This window comes from Streptomyces piniterrae, from assembly GCF_005048155.1.
Classification (GTDB): Bacteria; Actinomycetota; Actinomycetes; order Streptomycetales; family Streptomycetaceae; genus Streptomyces; species Streptomyces piniterrae.
Genome location: NZ_SUMB01000002.1, coordinates 177170 through 202488, shown reverse-complemented (window position 1 = coordinate 202488; position 25319 = coordinate 177170). Strand labels below are relative to the sequence as shown.

The 25319-nt window shown below is 71.1% G+C and carries 21 protein-coding genes and 1 tRNA gene; 7 read left to right on the top strand and 15 right to left on the bottom strand.

What is annotated here, in order from left to right:
* Window positions 1-110: 110 nt before the first annotated feature.
* The 4 genes from FCH28_RS05275 to FCH28_RS05260 all read right to left on the bottom strand — a co-directional run bounded on the left by FCH28_RS05275 (window position 111) and on the right by FCH28_RS05260 (window position 4484).
* Entirely contained in the window at window positions 111-542 is a 432-nt protein-coding gene (locus tag FCH28_RS05275) for a hypothetical protein (protein WP_187363760.1), read from the bottom strand.
* A 109-nt stretch (window positions 543-651) separates the two neighbouring features.
* A tRNA-Ala gene (locus FCH28_RS05270) sits at window positions 652-725 on the bottom strand.
* Between the two features lie 112 nt (window positions 726-837).
* On the bottom strand, window positions 838-2958 hold the full coding sequence (locus FCH28_RS05265; RefSeq protein ID WP_136738529.1) for an FUSC family protein: 2121 nt from the start codon (window positions 2956-2958) through the stop codon (window positions 838-840).
* A 305-nt stretch (window positions 2959-3263) separates the two neighbouring features.
* On the bottom strand, window positions 3264-4484 hold the full coding sequence (locus FCH28_RS05260; RefSeq protein WP_187363759.1) for an MFS transporter: 1221 nt from the start codon (window positions 4482-4484) through the stop codon (window positions 3264-3266).
* A 90-nt stretch (window positions 4485-4574) separates the two neighbouring features.
* On the opposite strand from FCH28_RS05260, the gene FCH28_RS05255 reads away from it, so the two are divergent.
* Window positions 4575-5663, top strand: coding sequence for a helix-turn-helix domain-containing protein (locus FCH28_RS05255; protein ID WP_136738528.1), 1089 nt, complete (start codon window positions 4575-4577; stop codon window positions 5661-5663).
* Here FCH28_RS05255 and FCH28_RS05250 read toward each other — a convergent pair whose 3' ends face one another.
* The gene (locus FCH28_RS05250; protein ID WP_136738527.1) at window positions 5664-6710 is read right to left on the bottom strand and encodes an oxidoreductase; all 1047 of its coding nucleotides are present in this window, start codon (window positions 6708-6710) and stop codon (window positions 5664-5666) included.
* A 76-nt stretch (window positions 6711-6786) separates the two neighbouring features.
* Here FCH28_RS05250 and FCH28_RS05245 point away from each other — a divergent pair, with 76 nt between their 5' ends.
* Window positions 6787-7857 carry an FAD-dependent oxidoreductase gene (locus FCH28_RS05245; protein WP_246102428.1) on the top strand — a complete coding sequence of 357 codons (1071 nt, stop codon included), beginning with the start codon at window positions 6787-6789 and terminating at the stop codon, window positions 7855-7857.
* 103 nt (window positions 7858-7960) lie between these two features.
* Here the strand turns inward: FCH28_RS05245 and FCH28_RS05240 are convergent, their stop codons facing one another.
* The 3 genes from FCH28_RS05240 to FCH28_RS05230 all read right to left on the bottom strand — a co-directional run bounded on the left by FCH28_RS05240 (window position 7961) and on the right by FCH28_RS05230 (window position 13136).
* Window positions 7961-9703 carry a BCCT family transporter gene (locus FCH28_RS05240; protein ID WP_425471883.1) on the bottom strand — a complete coding sequence of 581 codons (1743 nt, stop codon included), beginning with the start codon at window positions 9701-9703 and terminating at the stop codon, window positions 7961-7963.
* A gap of 39 nt (window positions 9704-9742) precedes the next feature.
* Window positions 9743-11083, bottom strand: a complete 1341-nt coding sequence (locus tag FCH28_RS05235) for a M14 family metallopeptidase (protein ID WP_136738526.1) — start codon at window positions 11081-11083, stop codon at window positions 9743-9745.
* A 154-nt stretch (window positions 11084-11237) separates the two neighbouring features.
* Entirely contained in the window at window positions 11238-13136 is a 1899-nt protein-coding gene (locus FCH28_RS05230) for a Xaa-Pro dipeptidyl-peptidase (protein ID WP_136739106.1), read from the bottom strand.
* A 276-nt stretch (window positions 13137-13412) separates the two neighbouring features.
* Here FCH28_RS05230 and FCH28_RS05225 point away from each other — a divergent pair, with 276 nt between their 5' ends.
* Window positions 13413-14903, top strand: a complete 1491-nt coding sequence (locus tag FCH28_RS05225) for a M1 family metallopeptidase (RefSeq protein WP_136738525.1) — start codon at window positions 13413-13415, stop codon at window positions 14901-14903.
* Between the two features lie 54 nt (window positions 14904-14957).
* On the opposite strand, the gene FCH28_RS05220 is transcribed toward FCH28_RS05225, so the two are convergent.
* A complete protein-coding gene (locus tag FCH28_RS05220; RefSeq protein WP_169314056.1) occupies window positions 14958-15812 on the bottom strand; it encodes an oxygenase MpaB family protein in 855 nt (284 codons plus the stop codon).
* An 11-nt stretch (window positions 15813-15823) separates the two neighbouring features.
* The gene (locus FCH28_RS05215; RefSeq protein ID WP_136738524.1) at window positions 15824-16804 is read right to left on the bottom strand and encodes an oxygenase MpaB family protein; all 981 of its coding nucleotides are present in this window, start codon (window positions 16802-16804) and stop codon (window positions 15824-15826) included.
* Between the two features lie 101 nt (window positions 16805-16905).
* Here FCH28_RS05215 and FCH28_RS05210 point away from each other — a divergent pair, with 101 nt between their 5' ends.
* Genes FCH28_RS05210 through FCH28_RS05200 form a run of 3 tightly spaced genes read left to right on the top strand, consistent with a single transcriptional unit; the run spans window position 16906 to window position 19892 of the window.
* Complete coding sequence (locus FCH28_RS05210; RefSeq protein ID WP_246102426.1) at window positions 16906-17538, top strand: DUF6230 family protein; 633 nt, start codon at window positions 16906-16908, stop codon at window positions 17536-17538.
* Window positions 17539-17568: 30 nt separating this feature from the next.
* Window positions 17569-18960 carry a DUF6114 domain-containing protein gene (locus FCH28_RS05205; protein ID WP_136738523.1) on the top strand — a complete coding sequence of 464 codons (1392 nt, stop codon included), beginning with the start codon at window positions 17569-17571 and terminating at the stop codon, window positions 18958-18960.
* Window positions 18961-19010: 50 nt separating this feature from the next.
* Window positions 19011-19892 carry an oxygenase MpaB family protein gene (locus tag FCH28_RS05200; protein ID WP_136738522.1) on the top strand — a complete coding sequence of 294 codons (882 nt, stop codon included), beginning with the start codon at window positions 19011-19013 and terminating at the stop codon, window positions 19890-19892.
* Window positions 19893-19940: 48 nt separating this feature from the next.
* On the opposite strand, the gene FCH28_RS05195 is transcribed toward FCH28_RS05200, so the two are convergent.
* Entirely contained in the window at window positions 19941-20297 is a 357-nt protein-coding gene (locus tag FCH28_RS05195; protein ID WP_136738521.1) for a DoxX family protein, read from the bottom strand.
* Between the two features lie 92 nt (window positions 20298-20389).
* Window positions 20390-21058, bottom strand: coding sequence for a TetR/AcrR family transcriptional regulator (locus tag FCH28_RS05190; protein ID WP_136738520.1), 669 nt, complete (start codon window positions 21056-21058; stop codon window positions 20390-20392).
* 273 nt (window positions 21059-21331) lie between these two features.
* Between FCH28_RS05190 and sph the strand changes: the two genes are divergently transcribed.
* A complete protein-coding gene (gene sph, locus FCH28_RS05185; protein ID WP_136738519.1) occupies window positions 21332-22306 on the top strand; it encodes a sphingomyelin phosphodiesterase in 975 nt (324 codons plus the stop codon).
* Between the two features lie 169 nt (window positions 22307-22475).
* Here sph and FCH28_RS05180 read toward each other — a convergent pair whose 3' ends face one another.
* From FCH28_RS05180 to FCH28_RS05170, 3 genes are read right to left on the bottom strand one after another with little or no spacing between them, the layout of a single operon-like run.
* Window positions 22476-23126 carry a response regulator transcription factor gene (locus FCH28_RS05180; protein WP_136738518.1) on the bottom strand — a complete coding sequence of 217 codons (651 nt, stop codon included), beginning with the start codon at window positions 23124-23126 and terminating at the stop codon, window positions 22476-22478.
* The gene (locus FCH28_RS05175) at window positions 23090-24373 is read right to left on the bottom strand and encodes a sensor histidine kinase (RefSeq protein WP_246102424.1); all 1284 of its coding nucleotides are present in this window, start codon (window positions 24371-24373) and stop codon (window positions 23090-23092) included. Before FCH28_RS05175 ends, FCH28_RS05180 begins: the two co-directional genes overlap by 37 nt.
* The gene (locus FCH28_RS05170; RefSeq protein ID WP_246102422.1) at window positions 24363-25307 is read right to left on the bottom strand and encodes a CPBP family intramembrane glutamic endopeptidase; all 945 of its coding nucleotides are present in this window, start codon (window positions 25305-25307) and stop codon (window positions 24363-24365) included. Before FCH28_RS05170 ends, FCH28_RS05175 begins: the two co-directional genes overlap by 11 nt.
* Between the last annotated feature and the right edge of the window lie 12 nt (window positions 25308-25319).

Genomic DNA, 25319 nt, shown 5'->3' with positions numbered 1-25319 from the left:
AGGGATGCTTCTCTTCCGGAGGCAGGTCTGTCGGTGTCCGGCGAACGCGACACACGCCATGCCGAGCCGGTCGCCACCTCAGGGCTCCCCACCTCCGCCCCTTTGCCTCTTCACCCCGTCACGTCGCCGAGCAGCGTGAAATAGAGCAGCACGAGCGCGACGACGGAGCATGGCGCGAATGCCGCGAAGGCGATGCGGTTGGCGGCGTGCTTCCTGCGCCAGGGCAGAATCCAGCTGACGATCAACAGGGCCGCGGGAACGAGCATTCCGGCGAAGTAGCCGAGGAACAGGACCCCGAAGCGGTCCGCCTCGGCGCGGGAGCACGAGTCGCAGACCATCGGCGACATCATGCCCACGATGACGGCGAAGAAGCCCAGGAACGCGGTGACGGCGGTCGAGATGAGAGGCGCGAGCCACGCACTCGGGTCGGGCTCGTCGTCCCGGTTGCCCGGTGTGCCGTGAGGCGACCGGGGATTGGCCGGCGTCCCGCCGAGCGGCACGTAAGGGACCGGAGTGGGTCCGAGCGGCATGTGGTCGTTCATGTACGCCACTCAACCTCGGCGCCGGTCCCCGCGCATGAGCCCTCGTACTCAGCTCCGAACACCGGCCGGCCACCGGAGGTCAGGGGCGCGCATACCTGGTCAACGGCTGCCCGGACGGCCGGATTCGAACCGGCGTGTTCCACCTTGCGAAGGCGGGTGCGACTGCCTCTGCGCTACGTCCGGGCATTGCCGGAGATCGTATCCGGCCGCCGGGATCGGGCCGTGGGCGGTAGGCAGCGCGCCACGCAGCGCGCCACGCAGCGCCCCTCACGCAGCGCCCCTCACGCAGCGCCCCTCACATCGCGCCCGCGTGCCCCCGGAGGCGTTCCAGTTCGGTGGCCACGTCGGTGAGGGTGGCGCAGTCCGGTACGGGCCGGATCTCGGGTGAGGGAGCCGCGGGTGTCCCGGTCGTGTCGCGGCGCGGGTCCTCCAGGGCGTCGGCCATGGCGGAGAGCGCCTGGCACAGCCGGCGCGCGTCGTCGGTGCTGGGGCGGCGGGCGCCGTGGTCGAGGCGGACGGCGCAGGCGGTCGCGGCGTCCACGATGCGTTCGGCCGCGGTGACGACGGTCAGCCAGTCGGGGTTGCGGTCGCGCGCGACGAGGAGTTCGGCCGCGCCGGTCTCCGCCGCCGCACGGGCCTCCCCCAGCGCCCGGTAGGCGGCCCGGCGAAGCGCCAGCCGCTCGGTGGGATCCTGCCCCGGTTCCGACTCCAGGACGTGCCGGAGGAAGCGTTCGGCGGCGCGCAGCGCCGAGGTGACCCGCTGGCCGATCCGGCGTCGCGGGTCCGCGAGCCGGGGCAGATGGCCGACGACGAGCACGATGCCGCAGGCGATCGAGGTGTCGACGATCCGTTCGGCGGCGGCCTGTGGATCGCCGCTGACGTGCACGAACGAAAGCACCATGAGGGTGATCGCGACGGTCTGCAGCGCGAAGTGGCGGGTGGCGAACGGCAGCAGCGCGCCGCCCACGCCTGCCGCCAGCACCGGCCACCACGAGCCGGTCAGCAGCAGACCCGCCCCGGCGAAGACCAGCACGCCGGCGACGGTCCCGGCGAAGCGGTTGACCGTACGGGAGAACAGCGGGCCCAGGTCGGGCTTGACCAGGAAGGTGACGGTCGCCGGGAGCCAGTACCAGTGGTCGGCGCGCAGCAGCAGGGCCACGGCGGTGCTGGCGGCGATGCAGACGGCGACCCGTAGGCCGTAGTCGCGCCCGGCGGGCCCGAGAATGCTGCGCCCACGCCGCGTCCGCCGGCTGATCACGCCCAGCATCCGGCGGGCCACGGGCATCCAGGCGGGCCGGCGGGATGACGACGAGGGGATGGTGGAGGCCGAGGCGGAAGCGGACGACGCGGAGCCGGGCTCCGGACCCGAGTCGGCCGCCGCCTCCCCTGCGGCGCCGGCCGTCGAAACGGCACTCACCACCGAATGGGCGCCCGACGCCGGATACGGCTGGGACAGTGGCTCCGGGCGCGCGAAGGCGACCGCGGCGTCCAAGAGTGCCTGGTCGAAGGCGCCGCGGGCGGCCGAGCTGGTCTCCGGGGCGGACAGCCGGCCCGGCGGGCGCCCGGTGCGCAGCGCCTCGGCGAACCGCCGGGGGCTCTCCGCGACGCGGTGCGGCAGCGGACGGGCCTCCCAGAGGAGCGCGACGCTGGCCTCGCACAGCGCCGTCGCCGCGGCGAACCGCTCGGCGAGCAGGAGTTCCTCCGCACGGGCCCGGCGACGCAGCAGCCGACTGGTCAGGGCATGCAGTCGTAGGGCCTCGTCCGCCCGGTCCAGCGCGGCGGTCAGGCGCCGTCGGGCGGGCTCGGCGCCGGGCCCGCCCGCCGCGCCGAGGGCGTCGGCGAGTGCGTCGAAGACCGTGGCGACCGCCGCCCGCTCACCGCTGAGCGCACCGCCCACGGGACGTGGTGAACGCAGCACGAGACGGAGCAGGAGCAGCCACAGGCATCCGGCGAGGACGTAGAGGGCTTTCGCCCAGGGGGCGCCGGGCAGTGGCATGCCGGCGCCGAGGATGGTGGCGGCCAGCATCTGCATGCCCGCGTTGGAGCGTACGGGCCCGGCCACGCTGCCCGCGCCGGAGACGAAGCCGACGGCGAAGAGGGCCGGGACGAGCCACCAGCCCGCGCCGGCGGTCTGGAGCGTCGCGCCGATCAGCATCCCGAGCGCGGAGGCGATGGCGGGCAGGCCGATGTGGACGATGCCGGTGCGGCGGGTTCCGGGGCGGTCGTTGACGCCCGCGAGCATCGAGCCGAGACCGGCCAGCACGCCGGCCGCCGGGTGCCCGGTCGCCATCCCCACGCCGAGCAGCGGCCCCGCGCAGAGGGCGCCGCGCGCCACGGCCGCCCACGGGACGGGCAGCCGCTGCCAGCGGAAGGGGTGGGCGAGCCAGGCGGGCACGGCGCGCTGCGCGCGGGGCATGGGCCTCCTCAGGCGTGAGACGACGTGACGAGTGGAGGACGAACTGAGGACGAAGGGAGACGGGCGGAAAGGAGGGGTGAGACGGGCGGAGACGGACGCCGACGAAACGCCGGCGAGACGTCGACGCACGGTGGCGTACGGGGTCCGAGGGGCGTCATCGGCCGACGGTGCTGCCACCAGCCTAAGGTCCGGGTTTGTCCCGATGACTGCGGGAGGGTTACGCCAAGATCACGTAGAGACGACGATCGCGTCGACGCCCCCGGCAGCTCGCGGCGGCGGCCGTCGCCGGGGCCGCCGCACAGGCCCTACTCCGTGGCGGCAGGTTCCGACAGTACGCCCGGACGCGTACCCGGAACGGCCGGCTGCCGTTCCTCGTGCCTGCCCAGTGCCGCGAGGGTCAGGGTCACGATGACCGATCCGACCGCCAGCAACGTCATCGCCGTCGCCGGGGAGGTCAGTTGGGCGACCGTGCCCGCCAGGGCCGCGCCGACGCCCTGCAGGGTGGACATGCCGACGAAGTGCAGGCCGAGGGCTTGGCCCGCGAGGTCGTCGGGAGTGAGGGACATCAGACGGTCCTGCAGGACCAGGCTCGCGGCGAAGCCGACGGAGGCGACGGCGGTGGCCACGGCCGACAGCGCCACTCCCGGCCGTAGGACGAAGAACAGGTACGGCGTCGCCAGCAGCAGGCGCAGCGGGACCGCGAGTCGGGGGCGCAACGCGGGCGGCACCAGGCGGCCCACCGTCACGTCGCCCACGAACATGCCCAGCGCCCCGCATGCGAACAGCATCCCGGCCGCCCCGGGGGCGTAGGAGACGAAGAGCGAATCGCAGCCGACCACCAGGCCGTTGGGGATCCACAGGCCCAGGTACGCCAGGCGGCGGGGGCGCGAGGACCACAGGAGGGCGTTGGTGCGCCAGGTCGCCGAGAAGGAGGGGCGGCCGGAGGAGCGCGGCGGGCGGGCCGTGAGGCCAAGGCGGGTGGCGAGGGCCGACATCACGTACAGTGCCGCCGCCAAGAGCAGGCACGTCCTGGGGGTCAGGAGCGCCAGCAGTGCGCCGCCCGTAGCGAAACCGGCCACCTGCATCAGGCCCCAGAGCATGTTGAACACCGAGCGCCCCAGGACATAGCCGTCCTTCGGCAGGATTTCGGTCAACAGCCCCGCGCGCACTCCCCCGCCCAGGGACGCGATCAGGCCCTGCGCCAGTACGACGGCGAAGATCGCCCCGACCGGCAGGCCGGGCAGCGCCAGCACCGCCGTACCGGCCGCGAAGGCGAGCGCGAGGCCGGAGAGGATCGCGCGCGGGGGCAGGCGGTCGGCGCCCGAGAGCAGGAACGCGGCTCCCAGCAACTGCGCCAGCTGCGGTCCGAACATGCTCACCGCCGACAGGAGCGGGGAGCCGGTGGCCTGGAAGACCAGCGTGCCGAGGGCCAGTCCGCCGATCGTCTGGGCCGCGGCGTAGGCGGCGAAGGAGAGCAGGAACGGGCTGAACTCCGGGGTGCGGAACAGGGTTCGGTAGCTTCGCATGCGTCGGAGTCTCGGAGCGGCCCGGGTGCCGTGGTTACTGTTTCGCCGACACGCGAAAGGTCGTACGCGCATGGGCTTAAGGTCGTACGCATGGGCTTATGGCGGATCGACACCGACACGCTCGCTCGCAGCCGGTTCGTGCTCTCGCCGTTCGCCGAGACCTTCGCGAGCCTGAAGCTGCTGCACGCGGGGACCGGGGCCCATCCGGGCGAGGACGCCTGGCTGCGCGCGCACCTGCCGGGCTACCGCGCGCGCCTCGCGGCCGATCCGGTGACCGCGCTGGTGGTGCGGGCGGCACTCGGCACGTCCTGGATCGCCGACTTCTTCTGCCCCACCTCATGCGTCGGGGAGAGCTTCGAGGAGACCGTGGCCCGGGTGCGGGCGGCGGCGGCCGGGGAGGCGCGCGCCAACCTTCGGGTGTCCCTCCGGGGCCCGCTCCCCGCCGCCCTGGAGCGGGACGACCTGCCCGAGCGGGCGACCACGCTCCTGACGTACGTCTGGGAGGAGACTGTACGGCCTGACTGGGAGCGTCGGCGGCGCGTCATGGAGGCCGATGTGGTCGCGCGGACCGCGCGGGTGAGCCAGGGCGGCTGGGTGGCCGTGCTGGACTCGCTGCGGCCTGGGACGCGGTGGCTCGGGGAGAGCCGGTTCCAGGTCAACCTGAACGCGTATCCGCCGCGGGAGATCGCCGCCGGGGCCGAGCTGCTCTTCATGCCGGTGACGCCGAGGGCCGGGTGGGTGTCGTGGGAGGGACGGGAGCGGTACGCCGTCGTCTACCCGTGTCTCGGGGTGCTCGCCGAGGACCACGACCGGCGGCCCGTCCCGGCCGGGCTCGGGGCGCTGATCGGGACCGCACGGGCCGGATTGCTGGCGTTGCTCGGTACTCCGATGAGCACGACCCAGCTGGTCGCCGCGACCGGGCAGGGGCTGGGGTCGGTGGGGCGGCATCTGCGGGTGCTGCTGGACGCGGGGCTGCTGGAGCGACGGAGGGCCGGGCGTTCGGTGCTGTACGTGCGGACCGCGGCCGGGGAGGTGCTCATGGAGGCGTCGGGGGCCGGTACCGGTGACCAGCAGCCCGAACCGGGGATCCGCCAGGGCCCGTCCGGCGGGTCAGGGAGGGAGCCGACCGCCGTCCCGCTCCCCCGCCCTCCTCAGCTTTCCGGGCCCGCCCCGACATGATCACCGCCCAACCCGCGCCACCAGCACACCCCCCGTCGTCCGAGCCACCACGAACGCCTCGCCCGCCAGTCCGTCCACGGCCAACTCATGCTCTCCCGCAGCCAGTTGGCCGTCGAAGAGCTCGGTCGTACGGGTGCGGTAGAGCCGGTCGAGGCGGTAGCCGGTCAGCCGGACGCGGCAGGGGATGGCGACCGTGAGGGTGGCCGTGAGGGTGTCGCCGTCGCGCTCAGCGACGAGTCGCAGCAGCCGGCGCTCGTCCTGCGGGCAGCGGTCCAGCGCCTCTTCGATCTGTGCGACGAGCAGCGGGACGATCGGCGCCAGGCCGTCGACGAGGACGGCTGTGGATCCGGCGTCCGCGAATGCCTGCCGTACGGCGGCGCGTTCGGCCTCGTCGACCCCGCGGCCGAGGGCCACCGCACCGTAGGAGCGCAGTTCGTCGGGTGCGGCGCCGGCCGCGTCGTGGGTGATCTCCGCGCCGATGCCGGTGCCGCGCAGCGCCGCGGCCAGCTTCGTCAGTACGGCCGCCCGCCGCCCGACCAGCAGCACCCGGCGGGCGGGGCGCTCGGGGCTTTCGGCGTCGGATTCCAGCAGCCGCTCCAGCACGGCCCGGTACTGGACACCCTCGAAGCGGAACGGCCCGAGTCCCGTATAGCCGTTGAGCCGCAGGTCCACGGTGTCGTCCGTCTGCCAGGCGAAGTCGCGCCAGACGAAGTCGGGACCGTCGCGCTCGATGACCGCGGTGACGGCGCCGCAGGCCGGTCCCTCGCACTCGGGGCAGCCGTAGATGACGCGGCGTCCGCCGTCGAGCGGCGGGCCGTCCTCCAGGAGAAGCCGCCGGACCTGCGCGGCGAGGAGCGAGGGGCCGAGGTCGGCGGCGAGCGGTGAGACCGCGTCGAGGTCGGCGAGCCGCAAGAGCAGCGGCCTGCCGTCGATGCTGAAGTCCAGAAAATCCCGGTGCATTTGATAGGCCCCGGTGGGCAGCACACCACCGGGGCGCATGGCCGGGGCCAGCCCGAAGGTCGCGTATTCCGCAGATTCCGCAGACATGTCTGGAGTATCCCCGCCTGCGGGCCGCCCAGAACGCTCCCTCGTACACATGCGCCCCAGCGGTTAGCTTCCAGACATGACGAGCAACATGGCGGGCGAGATGACGGGCGACGCGGGTGAGGTCCTGGTGATCGGTGCCGGCGTTATCGGGCTGACCTCGGCGATCGCGCTGGCGGAGGGCGGCCACCGGGTGCGGGTGGTGAGCCGCGACGCGGCCGGCGATACGACCTCGGCGGTGGCCGGAGCGCTGTGCTGGCCCTATCGCATCCACCCGTACGAGGAGGCGGTGCGCTGGTCCGTACGCACCTTTGCGGTGCTCGCCGACCTCGCCGGACGGCCGGACGCGACCGGCTCCCGGATGGTGACGGGCACGACGGCGGACACGACAGCGGGCACGACAGCGGGCGCGGCAGATGCCGCCGATGCGGATACCGCCGACACCACCGATTCCGCCGAAGACCCCTTCGCCGCCTGGTACGAAGCCGTCCCCGGGCTGCGTCGTGCGCTTCCCCATGAGCTGCCCCACGGGTGCGCCTCGGGTTGGCGGGCCCGCACTCCCCTCGTCGATATGCCGGTGCATCTCCGCTACCTGGAGCGGCGGCTGGCGGATGCCGGCGGCAGGGTGGAGCGGCGGACGGTCGCCTCTCTGGAGGAGGCGGGGCAGGAGGCCGCGACGATCGTCAACTGCACCGGGATGGGCGCTCGGGAACTTGTCCCGGATCCTCAAGTGCGCCCGGTGCAGGGGCAGTTGGTGATCGTGGAGAATCCCGGGGTCGAGGAGTGGTTCGTCGCGGCCGACGCGGGTGCGGCGACCACGACCTATGTGCTGCCGCAGCCGTACGGTGTGGTTCTGGGCGGTACGGCGCGCGAGGACGCGTGGTCGCTGGAGCCGGATCCGGCGGTGGCGGCGGCGATCGTGGCGCGCTGCGCCCGGCGTTTCCCGGAGCTGGCGCGGGCCCGGGTGCTGCGGCACAAGGTGGGGCTGCGTCCGGCTCGCCCGGTGGTGCGGCTGGCGGCGGAGCGGCTGCCCGGCGGGGCGCTGTGCGTGCACAACTACGGCCACGGGGGCGCGGGCGTGACCGTGGCGTGGGGGTGCGCGGAGGACGTGGTCCGGCTGGTGGGGGCGGCGGGGGCCGGCGCCGCGTGACGGACGGCGAGGGCCCGGGGCCCGAGGTGGCGCGGCCGGGCCGCCTGGCGCAAAGGGGCGGAGGACCGGTCGCACCGGCCCTCCGCCCCGAAAGCTCCGTCGGCTACTTCCCGCCGTCGGGCTCCTTCACCACGACCGTGGCGGCGGCGCTCTCACCGCCGTCCGCCGGCCCGATCCGGAACTCGAAGTCGCCGTCGTACTGCTCATGGCCCGCGATCACGGCCATCTCGACGGCTTCCTCGCCCTTCTGGCCGCGCACGATCAGCGGATCGCTGCGCAGATCCCGCATCAGCGCCCAACACATGGCGATCATGACGACCAGGAAGGGCACCGCGACCAGGATCGTCAGATTCTGCAGTCCGGTCAGCGCATCGCCCGATCCGCCGCCGATCAGCAGCATGATCGCGGCGACCGCGCCGGTCACCACGCCCCAGAAGACGACCACGAGCCGGGTCGGTTCGAAGGATCCCTTCTGCGACAGGGTGCCCATGACGATGGACGCCGCGTCGGCACCGGAGACGAAGAAGATGCCGACCAGGATCATGACCAGAATGCTGGTGACGGTCGCCACCGGGTACTGGTGCAGCACATCGAAGAGCTGGCCCTCAGCGGTGGTGGACCCGGCGAGCTTCTTGCCGTCCTGCAGCTTCATGGCCGAGCCGCCGAACACCGCGAACCACACCAGGCTGACCACGCTCGGCACGAGGATGACACCGCCGATGAACTGACGGATCGTCCGGCCCCGGCTGATCCGGGCGATGAACATGCCCACGAAGGGCGTCCAGGAGATCCACCACGCCCAGTAGAAGACGGTCCAGCTGCGCAGCCAGCCGCCCACCTCGTCACCGCTGCTGGCTTCCGTGCGGCCGGCCAGTTGCGGCAGCTCGCCGATGAACGACCCGAGGGAGGTCGGCAGCAGGTTGAGGATGAGGATGGTCGGCCCGACGACGAACAGGAAGACGGCCAGGATCAGCGCCAGCACCATATTGATGTTGGAGAGGATCTGGACGCCCTTCGCGATGCCGGAGACCGCGGACAGGATGAACGCGATGGTCAGGACGGTGATGACGCCGACCAGCAGGGTGGTGCTGACGCTGTCCATCCAGCCCAGCACCTTGATGCCGCTGCCGATCTGCAGCGCACCGAGGCCCAGCGAGGCCGCGGAGCCGAAGAGGGTGGCGAAGATGGCCAGGATGTCGATGACCTGGCCGCCCCAGCCGTTCGCCCGCCGCTTGCCGATCAAGGGCGTGAACACCGCGCTGATAGTCTGCCGCCTCCCCCGCCGGAAGCAGCTGTACGCGATGGCCAGACCCACGACCGCGTAGATGGCCCAAGGGTGCAGCGTCCAGTGGAACAGCGTGGTGGCCATCGCCGTGTCCATCGCCTGGGCGGCGTCCTTGGGGTCGGTGCCGGGCGGCGGCGTCATGAAGTGGCCCAGCGGCTCACTGACGCCGTAGAACATCAGGCCGATGCCCATGCCCGCGCTGAACATCATGGCGACCCATGACACCGTACGGAATTCGGGCTCCTCGCCCTCCTTGCCGAGGGTGATCCGGCCGTATTTGCTGACGGCCAGCCAGATCGCGAAGATCACAAAGCCGGAGGCGGCGAGCACGAAGGCCCAGCCGCCGTTGTCGATCACCCAGTTCAGCATCGTGGTCGATACGTTCTTGAGTGATTCCGTGGAAGTGGCTCCCCAGGCGATGAACGCGAGGGTCAGCAGCGCGGTGACGCCGAAGACCACGCGGTCGGTCTGTGGGGGCCCGGTCCGGTGGGAGTCATCGGGTTGGTCCGCCGCTGCGGACGAGCCACCCCCGTCTCCCTTGCCCTTGACTGTGTCCGACACGTGTTGAACCTTTCCCTTGATCAATTGACCATGGCTTCCCTACCCGTTACCTGCTACCACACGCCGGCAGCCCGGCAGGGGCGTCGCGACCGTAAGGTGATAACCGGCCCGCGCGTCCAACAGCAGCGGCACGAGGGCGCGCAGGGACTGGCGCAGGGGTACGAAGGCGCCTTCACCGGCCCGCTTCCAGGTCACGCCGTGGAGGGCCAACTCATCGTGGATGGCGGCGAGTTGAGCGGAGTCGAGACCATAGGCGCAGGGCGGGTCGGCCAGGGTCTGCTCGTCGGTGGCGGGTTCGTTGTCCGCGCCGCCGAGGTAGACCGGGCCGCGGTCGGCGTATCCGGCCCGGCGCGCGGAGGTGGTGGCCGCTTCTACGCGTTGACGGTGCGCGTCGAGGAAGGCGAACGCTCCTTTGAGGGCCGCCAGTTGTGAGGTCACCCGGCGCCGGTTGTTGAGCGCGGGATCGGCCTTCTCGGCGTCCGTGATCGCGTCGACGCGGGTCTCGACGAGCAGTCCGACCGAGCCCTTGACGCCCGCCGTGTTGCGCAGAATCCGCTCCTGGCCGTCGCCCGCGACCTGCTTGACGGGGTCGCCCGTCTCGGGGTCGGTCCAGATGCCGTAGACGCCGGTGCTGAATCCCGCCTGCTGGACGGCGGGCTCGACGAACCGCTCCGACAGCGCGCCGGCTTCGCGGTGCACCGCGTCCGCCGTGTTGAGGTTGCGCGGCCACAGGGACAGCACGTCCTTCATGTAGTACGGCACCGTCGGCCCGTATTCGTGCAGGTCATAAATGGTGTCGGGGCGGTAGTCGCGGATGACGGCGGCCATCGCGCGGCCCTCGGAGGTCTTCAGGGCTATGTGGTCGCGGTTGATGTCGACGCCGGCCGCGTTCTCGCGGGTGTCCGCGGCCCGGCCGTCGGGGTTGGCGGTGGGTACGACCAGCACGCTGGTGCGCTCCAGGAAGCGCCGGGTCGCCCGGTCCTCGGCGTAGGCGAGGTCCCGGACGGTGCTCAGACAGGCCTCGCGCCCGGAGGGTTCGTCGCCGTGCTGCGAGCAGATCAGCAGGACCGAGTTGCCGCGCCGTATGTCCTGGGGGCGCTGCGGGGCCGGGGCGCCGATCCGTACGAGCCGTAGGGGGCGGCCCTGTTCGGTGGTGCCGATCCGGTCGACGCGTACCCGGGGTGTGGCGCGGTCGATCGCCGTCAGGAAGGCGGCTTCCTCGGGCTGGCTGGTCCAGCGGGCGCCGTCGCTGGTCTCGAAGCCGGTGCGGGGCGGGTGGAGCGCGGCGGCTCCGGCGGGCGGGGCCGGGCTCACCGCGAGCGTGGCCGTCAGGCCGACGGCCAGCGCCCCGAGGGCGAGACCGCGGGAGCGAAGTGTCACGGGGTGCCTCCCATGGGCGGGGGGTGGGAAAGGAGGAGCCGGGGGGTGGGGGGGCAAGGCGATCCGGGTGGTGCGGGGTGAGGCGGGTGAGGCGGGTGAGGCGGGAGGTGGAGCGGTCCGGGGCCGCCCGCGTGCTGGGGCGGCCCCGGGGCGGTCATCCTGCGGACGGCAGGTGGCTCGGCGAGCGCGGCGGGGCGATCCCGTCCAGCGGCGCTCCGGTGATGCCCGCGCGGTGCGAGGGGCCGGCGGTTGCCCGGTCGAAGGCCGCTGCGCCGCCGGTCAGCGGCAGTTCGGCGGAGGTGCGGGCCAGGTCGAGGGTGAGCCGCGGGCGGGAGGAGGGCGGCTCGATCAGGCCCGCGTCGGTCCCGGCCACGATGAGCGCCAGCCGGTGTCCGGCGGGCACGATGTGATCGCTTGCGGTCAGGTCCAGGGTGATGGTGTAGGGCTTGCCGGGGGTGAGCGGCCGACCCTTGTGGTCGTCGGCGTAGTTGCCGAGGTCGGCCCAGCCGCGGCCGAAGACGGTGTGCGCCACCTTCTGGGTGTCGGCGGCGGTCTCCTTGAAGCAGCCGGTGTCGCCGGTGGTTCCGGAGCCCCAGCATGTGCGTTTGTCGAGGGTGGTGATGCCCTCGCCGTCGGCCGCGTAGTTGCGGATGGTGTCGGGGCCGAGGTCCACCAGGACGGCCGAGAGATGGGCGGTCGAGGTGGTCGGGGTGGCGGTCACGGTCACCTTGCCGGAGCCGGACAGCCGCAGGGGTGCGCTCAGCGGACGGGTGCTGAACCCGGCCTTGGCGGCCGTCGTTTGGTCGATATGGGCCGCCCAGTCGGCCTCGCTGAGCTTCGGGTCGTCCGTGAACGTCTCGGTCGCGCCGTGTGGCGCGGACTCGGTGCCCAGGACGCCGACGCCCGGCTTGGTCCCGTTCTGCGGCCGCAGGGTGGTGGCCGTGGTGCCGGGCGCGGGCCAGCGGGAGTCGGTCGACCAGGTGCCGGGGGCGCGTTCGATGTCCGCCATCGGGGTGCGCTCGATGCCGTTGTCGTAGCCCATCAGGTAGTGGTCGAACCAGTGGTGCAGGGTCTTGACCCACGCCCCGCGCCGGAAGTCGAACGGGTCGACATGGCCGGTCTGGGACAGCCAGATCTTGCGCTCGACGCCGTGCCGGGCGAGCGCGTCCCACCACTGGCCGTAGTGCTTGGTGCGGACGTTGAGGTCCTGCATGCCGTGGACCATGAGGACGCTGGCGCGGACCTTGCCGGCGTCGGGGACGTAGTCGCGCTCGGTCCACAGGTCGGTCCAGTCGCCGGTGCGCGGGGCTCCGTCGGCGAGCTTCTTCTGTACGGCGGCGCAGTGCTGGTGCGCGCCGTCGCTCTCGACGCGGCTCGCGAGGCCGTCGGGGCCGCCGTCGTAGAGCGGGGCGCCCTTGGCGAAGTAGTAGTCGTACCAGGAGGAGATCCCGGCGATCGGGACGATGGTCTTGAGGCCCTTGACGCCGGTGGCCGCGACACCGTTGGCGATGGTGGCGTCCCAACTCTTGCCGATCATGCCGGTACTGCCGTTGGACCAGCCGGCGGCGACGGGTTTGCCTCCGGTGCGGGCGCTGTAGGCGCGGCCCCGGCCGGCGAGCCAGTCGACGACGGCCTTCGCCGACTGGATGTCGGAGCGGCCGCCGACGTCGATGCAGCCGTCGGAGCGGTTGGTGCCCGCCAGGTCGACGAGGACCGTCGCATAGCCGCGGGGCACGAAGTAGTTGTCGTAGAAGAGCGGGAACTGGACCGGCCGGCCCTGGTCGTCGTAGGTCTTCTTCTGGCTCTCGTTGCCGCGTCCGCAGCAGGAGTAGTACGGGCTGGCGTCCATGATCACGGGGATCCGCCGGCCCTCCTGCGCGGGTTCGCGCGGCCGCACGATGTCGACGGCGACCCGGTCGGTCTTCCCGTCCGCGTCGCCGTCGAGCCGCGTGTCCACCCAGACCGATTCGCGTATCGCCCGGTCGTAGGAGTAGACGGGTCTGCTCTCGTCGGCCGCGGCCTGCGCGGCGGTGGGCCCGATCAGGGCGGACATGAGGGCGACGACGGCCGCCACCACGACTGTTTTCCAGGGAATGCGGGTGACCCGCGCACAAATCGTCACGCGCCGGACGTTAGCGCGACCAACTGCCGGACGTAAGGGTGTCGGTGAGGTCGGGGTGGCGGTCCGTGATGGTTGAGCCCGTGCGGGGGACCGGTGACTGATGACGGTTCATGTCGGTCATATGTCAGATGGGGTTATGTACATGACGTTGACCCGTACGGGTGCATAGGGTCTGAAGCGCCATCTCCCCTACGAGTTGGAGGACTCGTGCGTCACAGACTCCTCGTCCCGGGCGCGGCCGCGCTCAGCCTGCTGCTGGCGATCCCGGCATCGGCGGCCGATTTCACGCCCGGTTCTCCGGGTGTGGGCGACACCTACTACCCGGACAGCGGAAACGGCGGTTACGACGTTTCCCACTACGATCTGCGGCTGAAGTACCAGCCGAAGACCGACCTGCTGGAGGGCACGGCGACGCTGCTCGCCACGACCACCCAGGATCTCTCCCGCTTCAACCTGGACTTCGGTCTCAAGGTCAGCGAGATACGGATCAACGGCAAGAAGGCGAAGTTCGCCACCTCCGGCCAGCATGAGCTGGAGGTCACCCCGCCCGCGCCCCTGGAGAAGGGCAAGAAGATCAGCGTCGTGGTGCGCTATGCGGGCAAGCCCTCCGAGCTGAAGATCGACGACTTCACCGCCTGGGCCCGTACGCCCGACGGCGGTGTGATCGCCCAGGAGCCGCACGGCTCCGCATGGTGGTTCCCGAGCAACGACCACCCCACCGACAAGGCGACCTACGACGTGTCGATCGCCGTCCCGGACGGCACCCAGGCGCTCAGCAACGGCGTTCTGGCCTCGCAGACCTCCAAGCTCGGCTGGACGCGCTACAACTGGCGCTCGGACAAGCCGCAGGCGACGTATCTGACGACACTCGCGGTCGGCAAGTTCGATGTCACCACCGACACCACCGCCAACGGCCTGCCGGTCATCAACGCGGTCAGCAAGGACCTCGGCGCGAACGAGGGCTCGGCGCGCGCCAGCATCGAGCGCACCACCGAGATCACCGAGTGGCTGGAAGGCGTCTTCGGCCCGTATCCGTTCAACGCGGTCGGCGGCTATGTGCCGAACGTTCCGGCCGGGTACGCGCTGGAGACCCAGACCCGCCCCTTCTACGGGAGCAAGGCGTTCGACCGGGGCACCAACGTCTCCGTGGTGGTGCACGAGCTGGCGCACCAGTGGTACGGCGACAACGTGTCCGTGAAGGACTGGAAGGACATCTGGGTCAACGAGGGCTTCGCCACCTACAGCCAGTGGCTGTGGTCGGAGAAGGAGGGCGAGGGCACCGCTCAGGAACTGGCGGACTGGGTCTACTCCCAGCACCCGGCCGACGACCCGTTCTGGACCGTCAAGCCGGGCGACCCGGGCGCGGACAAGCAGTTCGACCGGGCGGTCTACGACCGTGGTGCGCTGACGCTCCAGGCGCTGCGCAACAAGATCGGCGACAAGGCGTTCTTCGACATCCTCAAGTCCTGGCAGACGGAGAACAAGTACGGCAACGGCTCGGTGGCCGACTTCGTGAAGTTCTCCGAGAAGAAGTCCGGTAAGCAGCTGGCCGACTTCTTCGACACCTGGCTGTTCCAGCCGTCGAAGCCGGCGGCGGGTGCTGCCAAGCAGGCGCTCGGCGCGCAGCGGGCGCCGGTCGCGGAGCCCAAGTCCTGGAAGCAGATCGCGGCTACCACGCACGAGACGCACAAGCACTGACCTGGTCGGAGCCGGGGGCACGGTCCCCCGGCTCCGGTCATTCCGCGGTTCCGCTCACGCCCGTGCCGCCCGCCGGGCCCGGCGGGCGATCGGCATATAGCGCAACCGCTCCGGGAGCGCCGGCACCACCACGCGCACGACCTTGCCGAGGCGGCGCAGCCGGCGCTCCTGGGCGTCCGTCCACTCCAGGCCGATGGCGCGCCGCGCGTCCGGCGGCATCAGCCCGATGGTGACGAAGCGGCGGAAGCGGACGAAGCCCGGGAGGATCACCGGCCAGGCCGTCCGGAGCAGCAGCCGCAGCCAGCGCGGGCCGCGGTCCGGGACCGGCAGCGGCAGGTCCGTCGCGATCAACTCCCTGACCACCGCGGTCTCTTCGAGCTCGTCGTCGAGCACCTTGCGGTAGTACGGCCAGAACTCCTCGATGGTCTGCGGCATATCGCGGTCGCTGATGCCCAGGATCCGGCCGACCTGGAGCCACTCAGCGTAGAGCTGGCGCTCCTGCGCCTCGGTGAAGGGGCGGCGGCTCAGATACCGCTGTCCCTGCCGGAAGACGGGGTAGCCGGTGGCGTGCACCCAGGCGTAGTTGGCGGGGGTGAGCGCGTGGTACTTCCGACCGCGGGTGTCGGTGCCCTGAATGGTCCTGTGCAGCCGGCGCAGCCTGCGCCCCTCCTCGACCGCCTCCTGCCCGCCGTACACCCACAGCTGCAACGAGGTCAGCGACCGCTCACCGCGCCCCCAGGGGTCCGTACGGAACACCGAGTGGTCATCCACGCCCGCGCCCACCGCCGGGTGCGCGACCTGCATCGTCAGCGCGGCGGGCAGGGTGAGCAGCGTGCGGATGTCCCCGACCAGCGACCAGAGCACACCTCCGGGCGGCGGGGGTTCCGGGTCGTTTCGTGCGTCATTCATGGCATTAATGATCATACGGCGGCCCCCGGCGGGCGTCGAGTGCGGGGATCGGCGCCGGGCCGATGGGTGTTCCAGTACGCCATGAACATGGCGGGGGCGATCCGCAGCGGCGGCGGCACCAGCGCCATCAGACAGCGCACCAGCCGGGCGAAGCGGCGCAGCCGGCGCTCCTGCTTCGCCGTCCAGGCGAGGCCGAGGCGGGTGCGCAGCACCGGTGGCAGTACGCCGATGGTGACCAGCAGCGCGTAGTGGGCGGCGACGGCGGCGAACGGCCGCCACAGCGGCGCCGGCACCCACCACACCGGCGGCTTCTGCGGATGGGCCAGCTCGTCCAGGACGTCCTGGACCGACCGGTTCATCTCCAGCCGCTCCGCCACCATGTCGTCGTAGTAGGCGCAGAACGACGCCCAGTCGGGCGGGAGATGGTGGCCCTTCAGCCCCCAGATCCGTCCCACGTCCCGCATTTCGCGGTAGTACTCCTCCGTCTCGGCCGCCGTCAGCCCCTTGCCGAAGAGGCGCAGCGCGTCGACCGGCCCGCGGACGAGGGTGGCATGCACCCAGTGGTACGCCTCCGGGTGCAGTGCGTGGTAGCGGCGGCCCTGTGCGTCGACGCCTTTCATCGGCCGGTGGACGTCGATCAGCCTCCGGGCCTCCGCGGTCGCGGCGGCCTGCCCTCCGTAGATCACGGTGCTCAGCGAGCCGACCGTGCGGATCAGCCGCTGCCAGGGCTCGGCACGGAAGGCGGAGTGGTCCGCGACACCGGCGCCGACCACGGGGTGGGCGACCTGGAGCAGCAGTAACTGAGGTGCCGTCAGGAAGCCCCTGGTGTCGCCGAAATAGCGCCAGACCACGCCGCCGCGCCGGGGTGCGTGCACGGCAGGCGCACCGGATGAGGCGTCGGGAGGATTGCCGGCAGAGATGCCGGGAGGGTTGCCGACAGGGGCGTCGGGGTGGGCGTCGGGAGGGGTCTCGGCTGATGCCTCGGTGCTCATCCGGCCTCCTTGCTGAATCCGTGTCAGCAGTGTTGACGCGGCTCGTGAAACAAGTCAATAGTCTTTGTAACTTTGACTCACCCGTCGGGAGGAACCCCGAAATGGCCGCGAGAGCACGTGAGTTGAGTACCAAGTCGAACCCCGAGGGCCGTACGCACTGGAAGCGGGCCGCCCTGATGCTGGTGCCCGGTGTGGCCTGCGTCGGCGCGGTGGTCATCGCCCTGGCCCAGGGCGCGATGGCGGCCTCCTTCGCCGTCTCCGGCAAGAACTTCAAGGTCTCCGCCGACGAGATCACCGGCCGCGGCGTCTCCGGCTTCCCGTCCTCGCTGGGCAGCAAGGACGGCAAGGGGCACGCCGTACTGCTGGCGGGCATCGAGTCCGGTACGGCGAAGGGGGTCTGCCTCTCCATGAAGCAGCGTCTGCCGCTGGTCGGCGAGGTGTCGCTGATCGTACGGTCCGGCTCCCATCGGCCCATCTCGGGCGAGCATCTGGTGGTCAACGCCGACGCGCTGACCAGCGGCGGCGGGCGGGTGACCGGGGTCCAGGCGGGCCGCGACGCGTCGACGCTCGACGCGACGCCCGGAGTCAGCGGCCCACAGGGGCTCTTCGGCGTCCAGGCGCGCACCGCCCTCGCACGCGATGTGCGGAGCACCGCCTGGGCCTCCAACGGCGGCTCGCTCACCCTCGACAAGGTCGAGATCGAGCTGAGCCATGCCGGCAAAGAGTGCTACTAGCCGGGCCACCGGCCGGGAGGAGACCGCCTCGTGATCACCTTTGTCCTCGGCTTCCTCGCCGAACTCGCCAAGGAGACCGGCAGCTGGCTCGACCGGCTGCTGCCCGCCGCCCGGCTGCGCAGATCGCTGCGGCACTGGCGCCGACGGCGTCCGTTCTGGGCCGGGCTGTGGACGGCGGCCGGCGGGGTGGAACTGATCGTGCTGCCGCTCGCGCCGCTCCCGTTGATGCTCAAGGTCGGCATCGGCGCGATGTCCGCGATCGGCGTCGGCCTGGTCCTCATCGCCGGCGGACTCTTCTTCCTCTTCGCCCCCGCCCAGCGGATGTTCATCTCCGTCGTCACCGCCATCGCCTCGCTGGTCTCCCTCGCCACGACCAATCTCGGGGGCTTCGGCATCGGGTGCGGGCTGGGGCTGTTCGGGTCGTCCATGGCCTTTGGGTGGCTGCCTCACGAGCAGGGGGATGAGGGTGGGGACGGGCTGGAGGAGGACGCGACGGACGCGGGTGAACGGGACGAAGGTGCGGGCGGATGGGGCGGGGGTGCGGGTGAACGGGACGGGGGCGCGGGTGCCGGGGCCTGGGGCGCCAGGGCAGGCGATGCCGGGACCCTGGAGACCGAGCGTGCCGGGGCCGGTCCCGGCACCGCCGTCATCGCGCTGACACTGCCGCTCGCGCTCGCCGCCGCGCTGGTCGTGGCCGCTCCGGCACCGACGGCGGCCGCCGCCCCGCCGGGTGTCACGGCCGGCGGGGCGACAGCCCGGCCCGGCGATCCCCGTGACACCCCCGCCGAGGTCGCACTCCCCTGCCTGACCGGCGTGGACACCGGAGGCGCCGACAACCCCGCCCCCACCGGACCGCCGCCCTCCGGCCAGGACCGGCCCACCCCGCCGACGAAGACGGCGAAGCCCGGCACGGTGGGTGACCCCGACGACCTCACCGCACTCAAACCCCCGCTGGTCATCGGCGACCAGCCGGGCCCCGGCCGGGCCGGCTACCCCATCAGCCCGTACCACCCCACCGTGCGCGCCACCCGCCTCACGGCCACCGACGCGATCATCCACGGCGCGACCTATCTGCCCACCGTGGGCGGCGGCCGGATGAAGGTCCTCTGGGTACACGCCGCGCGCATCGTCGCCGACGACTACCACCTCGAGGTCAAGGGCCCCGACGGCACCACGCACCGGCTCGACGTCCAGCTCGACATCCGCAATGTCGATGTCTACGCGACCTACCTCAAGGGGTCCGTGGAGATCCCCTGGTTGAAGGTCAACACCCCGCAGATCTGCGTCGGCGCGGATGTCATCCCGGCCAACCTGCCCCTCGCCGTCCAGCTCCCCGAACTGACCATGGAGCCGGTCACCGCGAGCCAGGTCCTCGTCGACGCCGCCGACGTCCACTACACGGTCCTGCGAAACAGCCATTAGTGCGAAGCAGCCATTCGAGCGCCCGGCCACTTTTTCAGGAGGTGCCCGCCATGGGCCGCTACAGCCGTCTGCGCGAGATCCGCCGGATGGACCCCGAGCGGGACTTCGAGCAGATCTTCCGCTGGATCACCCAGTACGAGTTCCCGTGGGACTACGCCCAGGGCGTCTCCATCGCCTTCCTGCGCGACTACGCCGTCCCGCGCATCTCCCAACTCCTCGACCGCACCCAGGAGTTCGAGCGGGTCGGACAGAAGCGCTACGACGACACGGTGCTGTTCGGCTACGAGATGGCCGTCGAGGGCTTCGACTCCGAGCGGGGCCGGGCCGCCGCCCGCCACCTCAACCGCATCCACGCCAAATACCGCATCCACATGGACGACTACCGCTACGTCCTGGCCACCACCGTCGTCGGCCCCAAGCGCTGGATCGACCGCTTCGGCTGGCGGCCGCTGTGCGCCAACGAGCACCAGGCGCTCGCCCTGGTCGGGCACAAAATGGCCGCCATGATGGGTATCGAGGGCGCGCCCCGCACCATGGCCGGTTTCGAGAAACTCCTCGACGACTACGAAGCCGAGATGTTCGCCTACGACCCGGCCAACCACCGGGTCGCCAACGCCACCTTCCGGGTGATGGCCGCCTGGTACCCGGCCGCGTTACGCCCCGCCATCGCCCGCTTCTCCCTGGCTCTGCTCGACGAACCCTTGCTGCACGCCCTGGGATTCCCCCAACAACCTGCCTGGCTAAGGACCTTGGCCGAGCGGACACTACGAGCCCGCTCCCTCTTCATACGCCTCACACCGGCCCGCCCCGAATCCCGTCCCGGCCTGACCGCACCCCGCTCGTACCCCTTCGGCTACACACTCGACGACCTCGGCCCCGCCTGGGCCCAGCACCGCCCACTCACACCGCTCCCCGGCGAGGACGCTTCATGACGTTTTCCCCTCTTTGATCTCCGAGGCGAAGCCGATCACGCCATCGGCTCACCAGGCTCCGTGGTAGGCCAGGCTCACGGTGAGAGCGGCCACCGGCAGACAGAAGAACACGCCCCAGGGGCCCAACTGGTAGTCACCGACCCGAAGATGGGCACCGAGCGCACCCAGGAAATACAGCACAAGACCGGCGGCGGCGAGCGTGCCCAGCACCGGCACAGCGAACCCGGCCAGCAGCCCCAGCGCGCCCGCCGCCAACACTGCGCCCAGCGGGCGCATCCAGGACCGGGGCACGCGCAATTTGTCCGCCTGGCTCTTGGGGTACTCGTGACCGATGAAGTTGGCGATGGCGGCCAGGCCGTTGACGGCCGAGGCGAGGAGGGTGACCACGAGATAGAGGGCGAACACGAAAGTCTCCTTCTGCGCGAGAACGACGGTTGATTACTCGCCCCCAGGACGGAGGCAGCTCCCCAAAACGTGACATGGCCAGTGCCACAGCCTCATCGATCCAGCAGCGGCATCAAATACCTCCGCGCAAACGCCCGCGCCTGCTCATCGTCATCCAGCTCGAAGCAGCTCACCGGGTTGAGCAGAAAGGACACCGTGATCCGCACCATCAGCTCCGCCACCGGTGTCGGATCCCCCGCCGCGCTCCCCTCCCCCCGCCGCGCCCTGCGCAAGTGCCCCGCCAAATATCCCCGCATCGCCAGAAACGACGGCCCGCTCTCCAGCGTCAGATAGGGCAGCATCGTCTCCGGCTCCAACCGCATCAGCCCCCCGATCAACGGATGGCCGCGGATCAGCCGCAGGATCGCGGCGAACCCCTCCACCATCCGCTCCTCCATCGTCGGCAGCCCCGCGACCGCCGCGTCCACCTCGCTCACGAACTGCCGGTACTCGCGCAGCAGAACCTGCTGCACCAGCTCGTCCTTGTTCCCGACCCGCCGGTACACCGTCACCCGTGACACCTTGGCCCGCTTGGCCACATCGTCGACGGTCGAGCGGCGCAGCCCGAACGTCATGAACTGCTCGCGGGCCGCGTCGAGAATCTTCTCGGTCAGCGGGTCACGGTCGGGTGCGCTCTCCAGCGCGCGGGCCAGCAGAGAACCCTCATCCACCGGCCCCTGTCCGGCAGCAGCCGGTGTGGCATCCGTACCTGGCGCAGCCATCGGCGCTCTCCTCTCCGCAACACAGACACTAACCGAATGACTTTGTAACTCAGGCCTGTACAGGGGGTATTCGGCACTCAGGCCGCCCTGCCGGGAACGGAGGACTTCGTCAGCGACAGGAAAAGTCATCGGCGCACGGCCTGTGACAGCCTCCGCGGCGGCTCGTGGACGCGGCCTGTAAATCTGCCGCCCACCCAATGGTTACCTTGAGGTAACCGCAGCTGATTTGATGTCTGCCGCCACATCATTTCCCCACCCCCACAGGGAGATTCAGTGTCGTTCTCAGCCTCGCGCGCATCCCGGGCGGCCGCGATAGCCGCCGCCCTCGCCGCCGTGACCGTGACCGCCGCGTCCCCGACCGCGTCGGCCGCCGCCACCCCGCATCTGAAGGTGCTCACCTACAACGCCTTCCTCATGAGCAAGAACCTCTATCCCAACTGGGGCCAGGACCACCGTGCCCAGGCGATCGCGGCGGCGGACTTCTTCCAGGGCAAGGACGTCGTCGTCCTCCAGGAAGCCTTCGACAACTCCTCCTCCGACGCGCTGAAGTCCAAGGCGGCCGCGCAGTACCCGCACCAGACCCCGGTGGTGGGCCGCAGCAAGGACGGCTGGGACGCCACCGGCGGCGCCTACTCCTCCGTCACCCCCGAGGACGGCGGGGTGACGCTGCTGAGCAAGTGGCCGGTCCTCCGCAAGGAGCAGTACATCTACAAGGACGCCTGCGGATCGGACTCCCACTCCAACAAGGGTTTCGTTTACGCGGTGTTGGACGTCGACGGCACCAAGGTGCATGTCGTCGGTACGCACACCCAGTCCACCGACTCGGGCTGCGCGTCGGGCGAGGCGGCCGCCGACCGCGCCAAGCAGCTCAAGGAGATGGACGCCTTCCTGGACGCCAAGAACATCCCGGCGGACGAAGAGGTCATGGTCGCGGGCGATCTGAACGTCGACTCCCGCAGTCCCGAGTACGACGCGCTGCTCAGCAACGGCGATCTGGCCCCCGCCGACAGCCGCACGGGCCACCCGTACTCGTTCGACACCCAGGAGAACTCCGTCGCCAAGTACCGCTACCCGACGGACCCCCGTGAGGACCTGGACTACGTCCTGCACCGCAACGGTCACGCCCGGCCCGCCGGCTGGCAGAACGAGGTGGTCAAGGAGCAGTCGGACCCCTGGACGGTCTCCAGCTGGGGCACCGACTACACCTACACCAACCTCAGCGACCACTATCCGGTGATCGGCGGCTAGTTGGCCTGGCCGGCGCACCGGGCCGAACCGCGGCCGTTCGTTGTCGTTCGTCGTTTTGTGTCGTCGTTCGTTGTCGTTCGTCGTCGTTCGTTGTCCGGCAGCGCGTCGAGTTCCTTCGGGAGCTCGGCGCGCTGTCCGGTGAGCGTGCCCCGCTCCACGCCCAAGCCTCTCAGCGCTTGAGATAGGCCAGAACGGCCAGCACCCTGCGGTTGTCGTCCGCCGACGGGTTGATCCGGAGCTTGGTGAAAATGCTCGCGGTGTGCTTGGCGACAGCGCTCTCGCTGATGTGCAGGCCGCCGGCGATGGCGGCGTTGGACCTGCCCTCGGCCATCAGCTCGAGGACGTCCCGCTCGCGCTGTGTCAGGCTGCCGATCGTGCCACGGGCGTCGCTGCGCACCAGCAGTTTGGAGATGACCTGAGGGTCCATCACCGTGCCTCCGGCAGCCACGCGCCGGACCGCGTCGATGAACTGCTCGGTGTTGGTGACCCGGTCCTTGAGCAGATACCCGACGGCGCCCTCGCCCCCGGCCAGCAGCTCGTTCGCGTACAGCTGCTCGACATACTGGGAGAGTATGAGGACGGGCAGTCCGGGCCGCCGGCGACGGGCTTCGAGTGCGGCCTGGAGGCCCTCGTCGGTGAAGGTCGGCGGCAGCCGCACATCGACCACGGCGACATCCGGTGCGGTGTCCCCCTCTGCGAGGAGCGCGCGCAGCAGAGACGGACCGTTGTCCACCGCGACGACCTCGCAGCCGTGTTCCCGGAGGGTGCGTATCAGCCCGTCTCTCAGGAGGAAGAGGTCTTCGGCGAGGACAACGCGCACGGAATCTCCATCGTCACGGTGGTCGGTCCGCCCTGCGGACTGTGCAGGTCGAGGGTGCCGTCGAAGGTATCCAATCGTCGTCGCACGCCGGTCAGCCCGGTGCCCCGTGAGGGGTCGGCGCCGCCGTGACCGTCGTCGGTGACGGTCGCGCGCAGCAGGCCGTTGTCGTAGGTCAAGACGACGCCGACCTCACCGGCCCCGGAGTGCTTGGCCGCGTTCGCCAGCGCCTCGCTCACCGCGAAGTAGGCGGCGGACTCGACCGGTGCCGGGAGCCGAGCCGGCAGCCGGGTCTCGACGTGGACGTCGAGGAAGCTGTCGAGCGCCAGCGACCGGACAGCGTCGCCCAGGCCCCGGTCGGCGAGGACCGGCGGGTGGATGCCGTGTACCAGCTCGCGCAGGTCCTGCAAGGCCCCCTCGGACGTTCGACGGACGTCCAGCAGGAGTTCGCGCGCCGCCGCCGGGTCCGTCTCCACGAGGCGGGTGGCACGGTCCAGCGTCATTCCCAGGGCGACGAGCCGAGCCTGCGCCCCGTCGTGCAGGTTCCGCTCGATGCGCCGGAGTTCGGCGGCCTGGGCGTCCAGGGCCCTGGCACGGGTGTCGGTGAGCCGCTCGACCCGTTGGGCGAGTTGGACGCTGCGCGGCGCGGAAAGCAGCGGTCGGCTCACCCGGGTGTGCAGCCGGAGCATGGCGGGGGCGGCCAGCAGCCCACCGGCCATGAAGGCCAGTCCCAGCACGAGCGCGAGACACATGGTGATGGTGCTGTGCACGGGGACGAAGGCGTACCAATTGCCGTCGTCGATGCGTCGCCAGATGAACGGCTGCACCAGCGCGCCGAAGGCCCCGTACTCGATCAGGGCGAGGGGAACGGCGACGAGGAGCCCGCCGGTCACCGGCTCCAGCCAGGCCCATGCCAAGTCGCGCCAGAACCCCTCGTCGGCGATGATCGCGCCCGACCTCTTACGGGAGTTGAGGGCACGGTCCACCCGGTCCACGGGCAGCGGCTCCGGTGGACTGATACGGGCGTCCGTCCACCGGTCGGCGCGTGAACGGGAACGGTCGGACAGTGCGCGCAGGGCCCGCGCGGCGGGCGGCAGCAACCGGAAGCCCAGGCCCACGGGCACCAGCAACAGGGCGAGTACCACCAGCGAGCCCACCGCCGACACCGCGATGGCATGCAGGCTCGCCAGCTGGCACCGACCGACGGCGACACAGGCGCGGCAGGCGACCGTACGGGGCTTATCGAACATCGTCCATGATCGGGGGGATCCTAGCCGGTACCGGTGCCGGTACCGGTGCGGGTGCCAGTGCGGGTGCCGGTGCGGATACCGATGTCGATGCGGATGGCTGTGTGGACGCCTGCCTGGATGCCTGTGTGGATGCCGATGTGGAAGCCGCCGACCGTTGCCTGCCAACGTCTGTCCACGTCCACAGTCCTGCCGCCGCCAGGCACGAGACGCCGAACAGCACCATGGGGAGCACCGCGCCGGACTCTTCGTCCATGAACAGCAGCATGCCGAGGTTGATCAGCGCGTGAAAGCCCCCTGCGAGCGGCAGCCGGGAAGCCCGTATGCCTTCAAGGGCCCATCCCATCACCACCGACATGGACACCGCCGCCATGATGAACGCCCCCGCATAGACAGGGTGTCTCACGAAAACCTGGATGTGCCAGACACCCCACGCCACACCCACCGCGACCGACGCCGTAAGAGGGCCGAGGCGGGTGCGCAGCAGCGGCTGCAGGAAGCAACGCCACCCGATCTCCTCGCCACACGCGCCGATCAGCTGCGCCACGGCGATCAACACGAACGGGGCGCCCGGCCGCGCAAAGCGCGCGTCCCCGGTGAGCGCCGCGTACGCACTGACGCTCAGCGCGATGATCAGAGGCGCCGTGAGGAGTAGGAGCGCCCCTTGCACCCCCTGGCCGCTGCGGGCCGATACGAGGCCGGCGAGCAATTCCCGTACCCGCCCCGGCCATAGCAGCGCGGCGACTCCGACCCCGAGTGCGGGTCCGAACTGTGTCAGCTGGATGACCTCACTGGGTATCCCGGTCGCGGGCTGGAGCGCGCCGAGCACTCCGGCCGCCAGAAAGGCAACGGTGAGGAACAAGGCAGCCATCGCCTTGATGTCGACAGGTTTGCTTCGCATGGCATCGACGATGCCGTCCGGCGGGCCCGTCGCCACTGCGTCTGGATG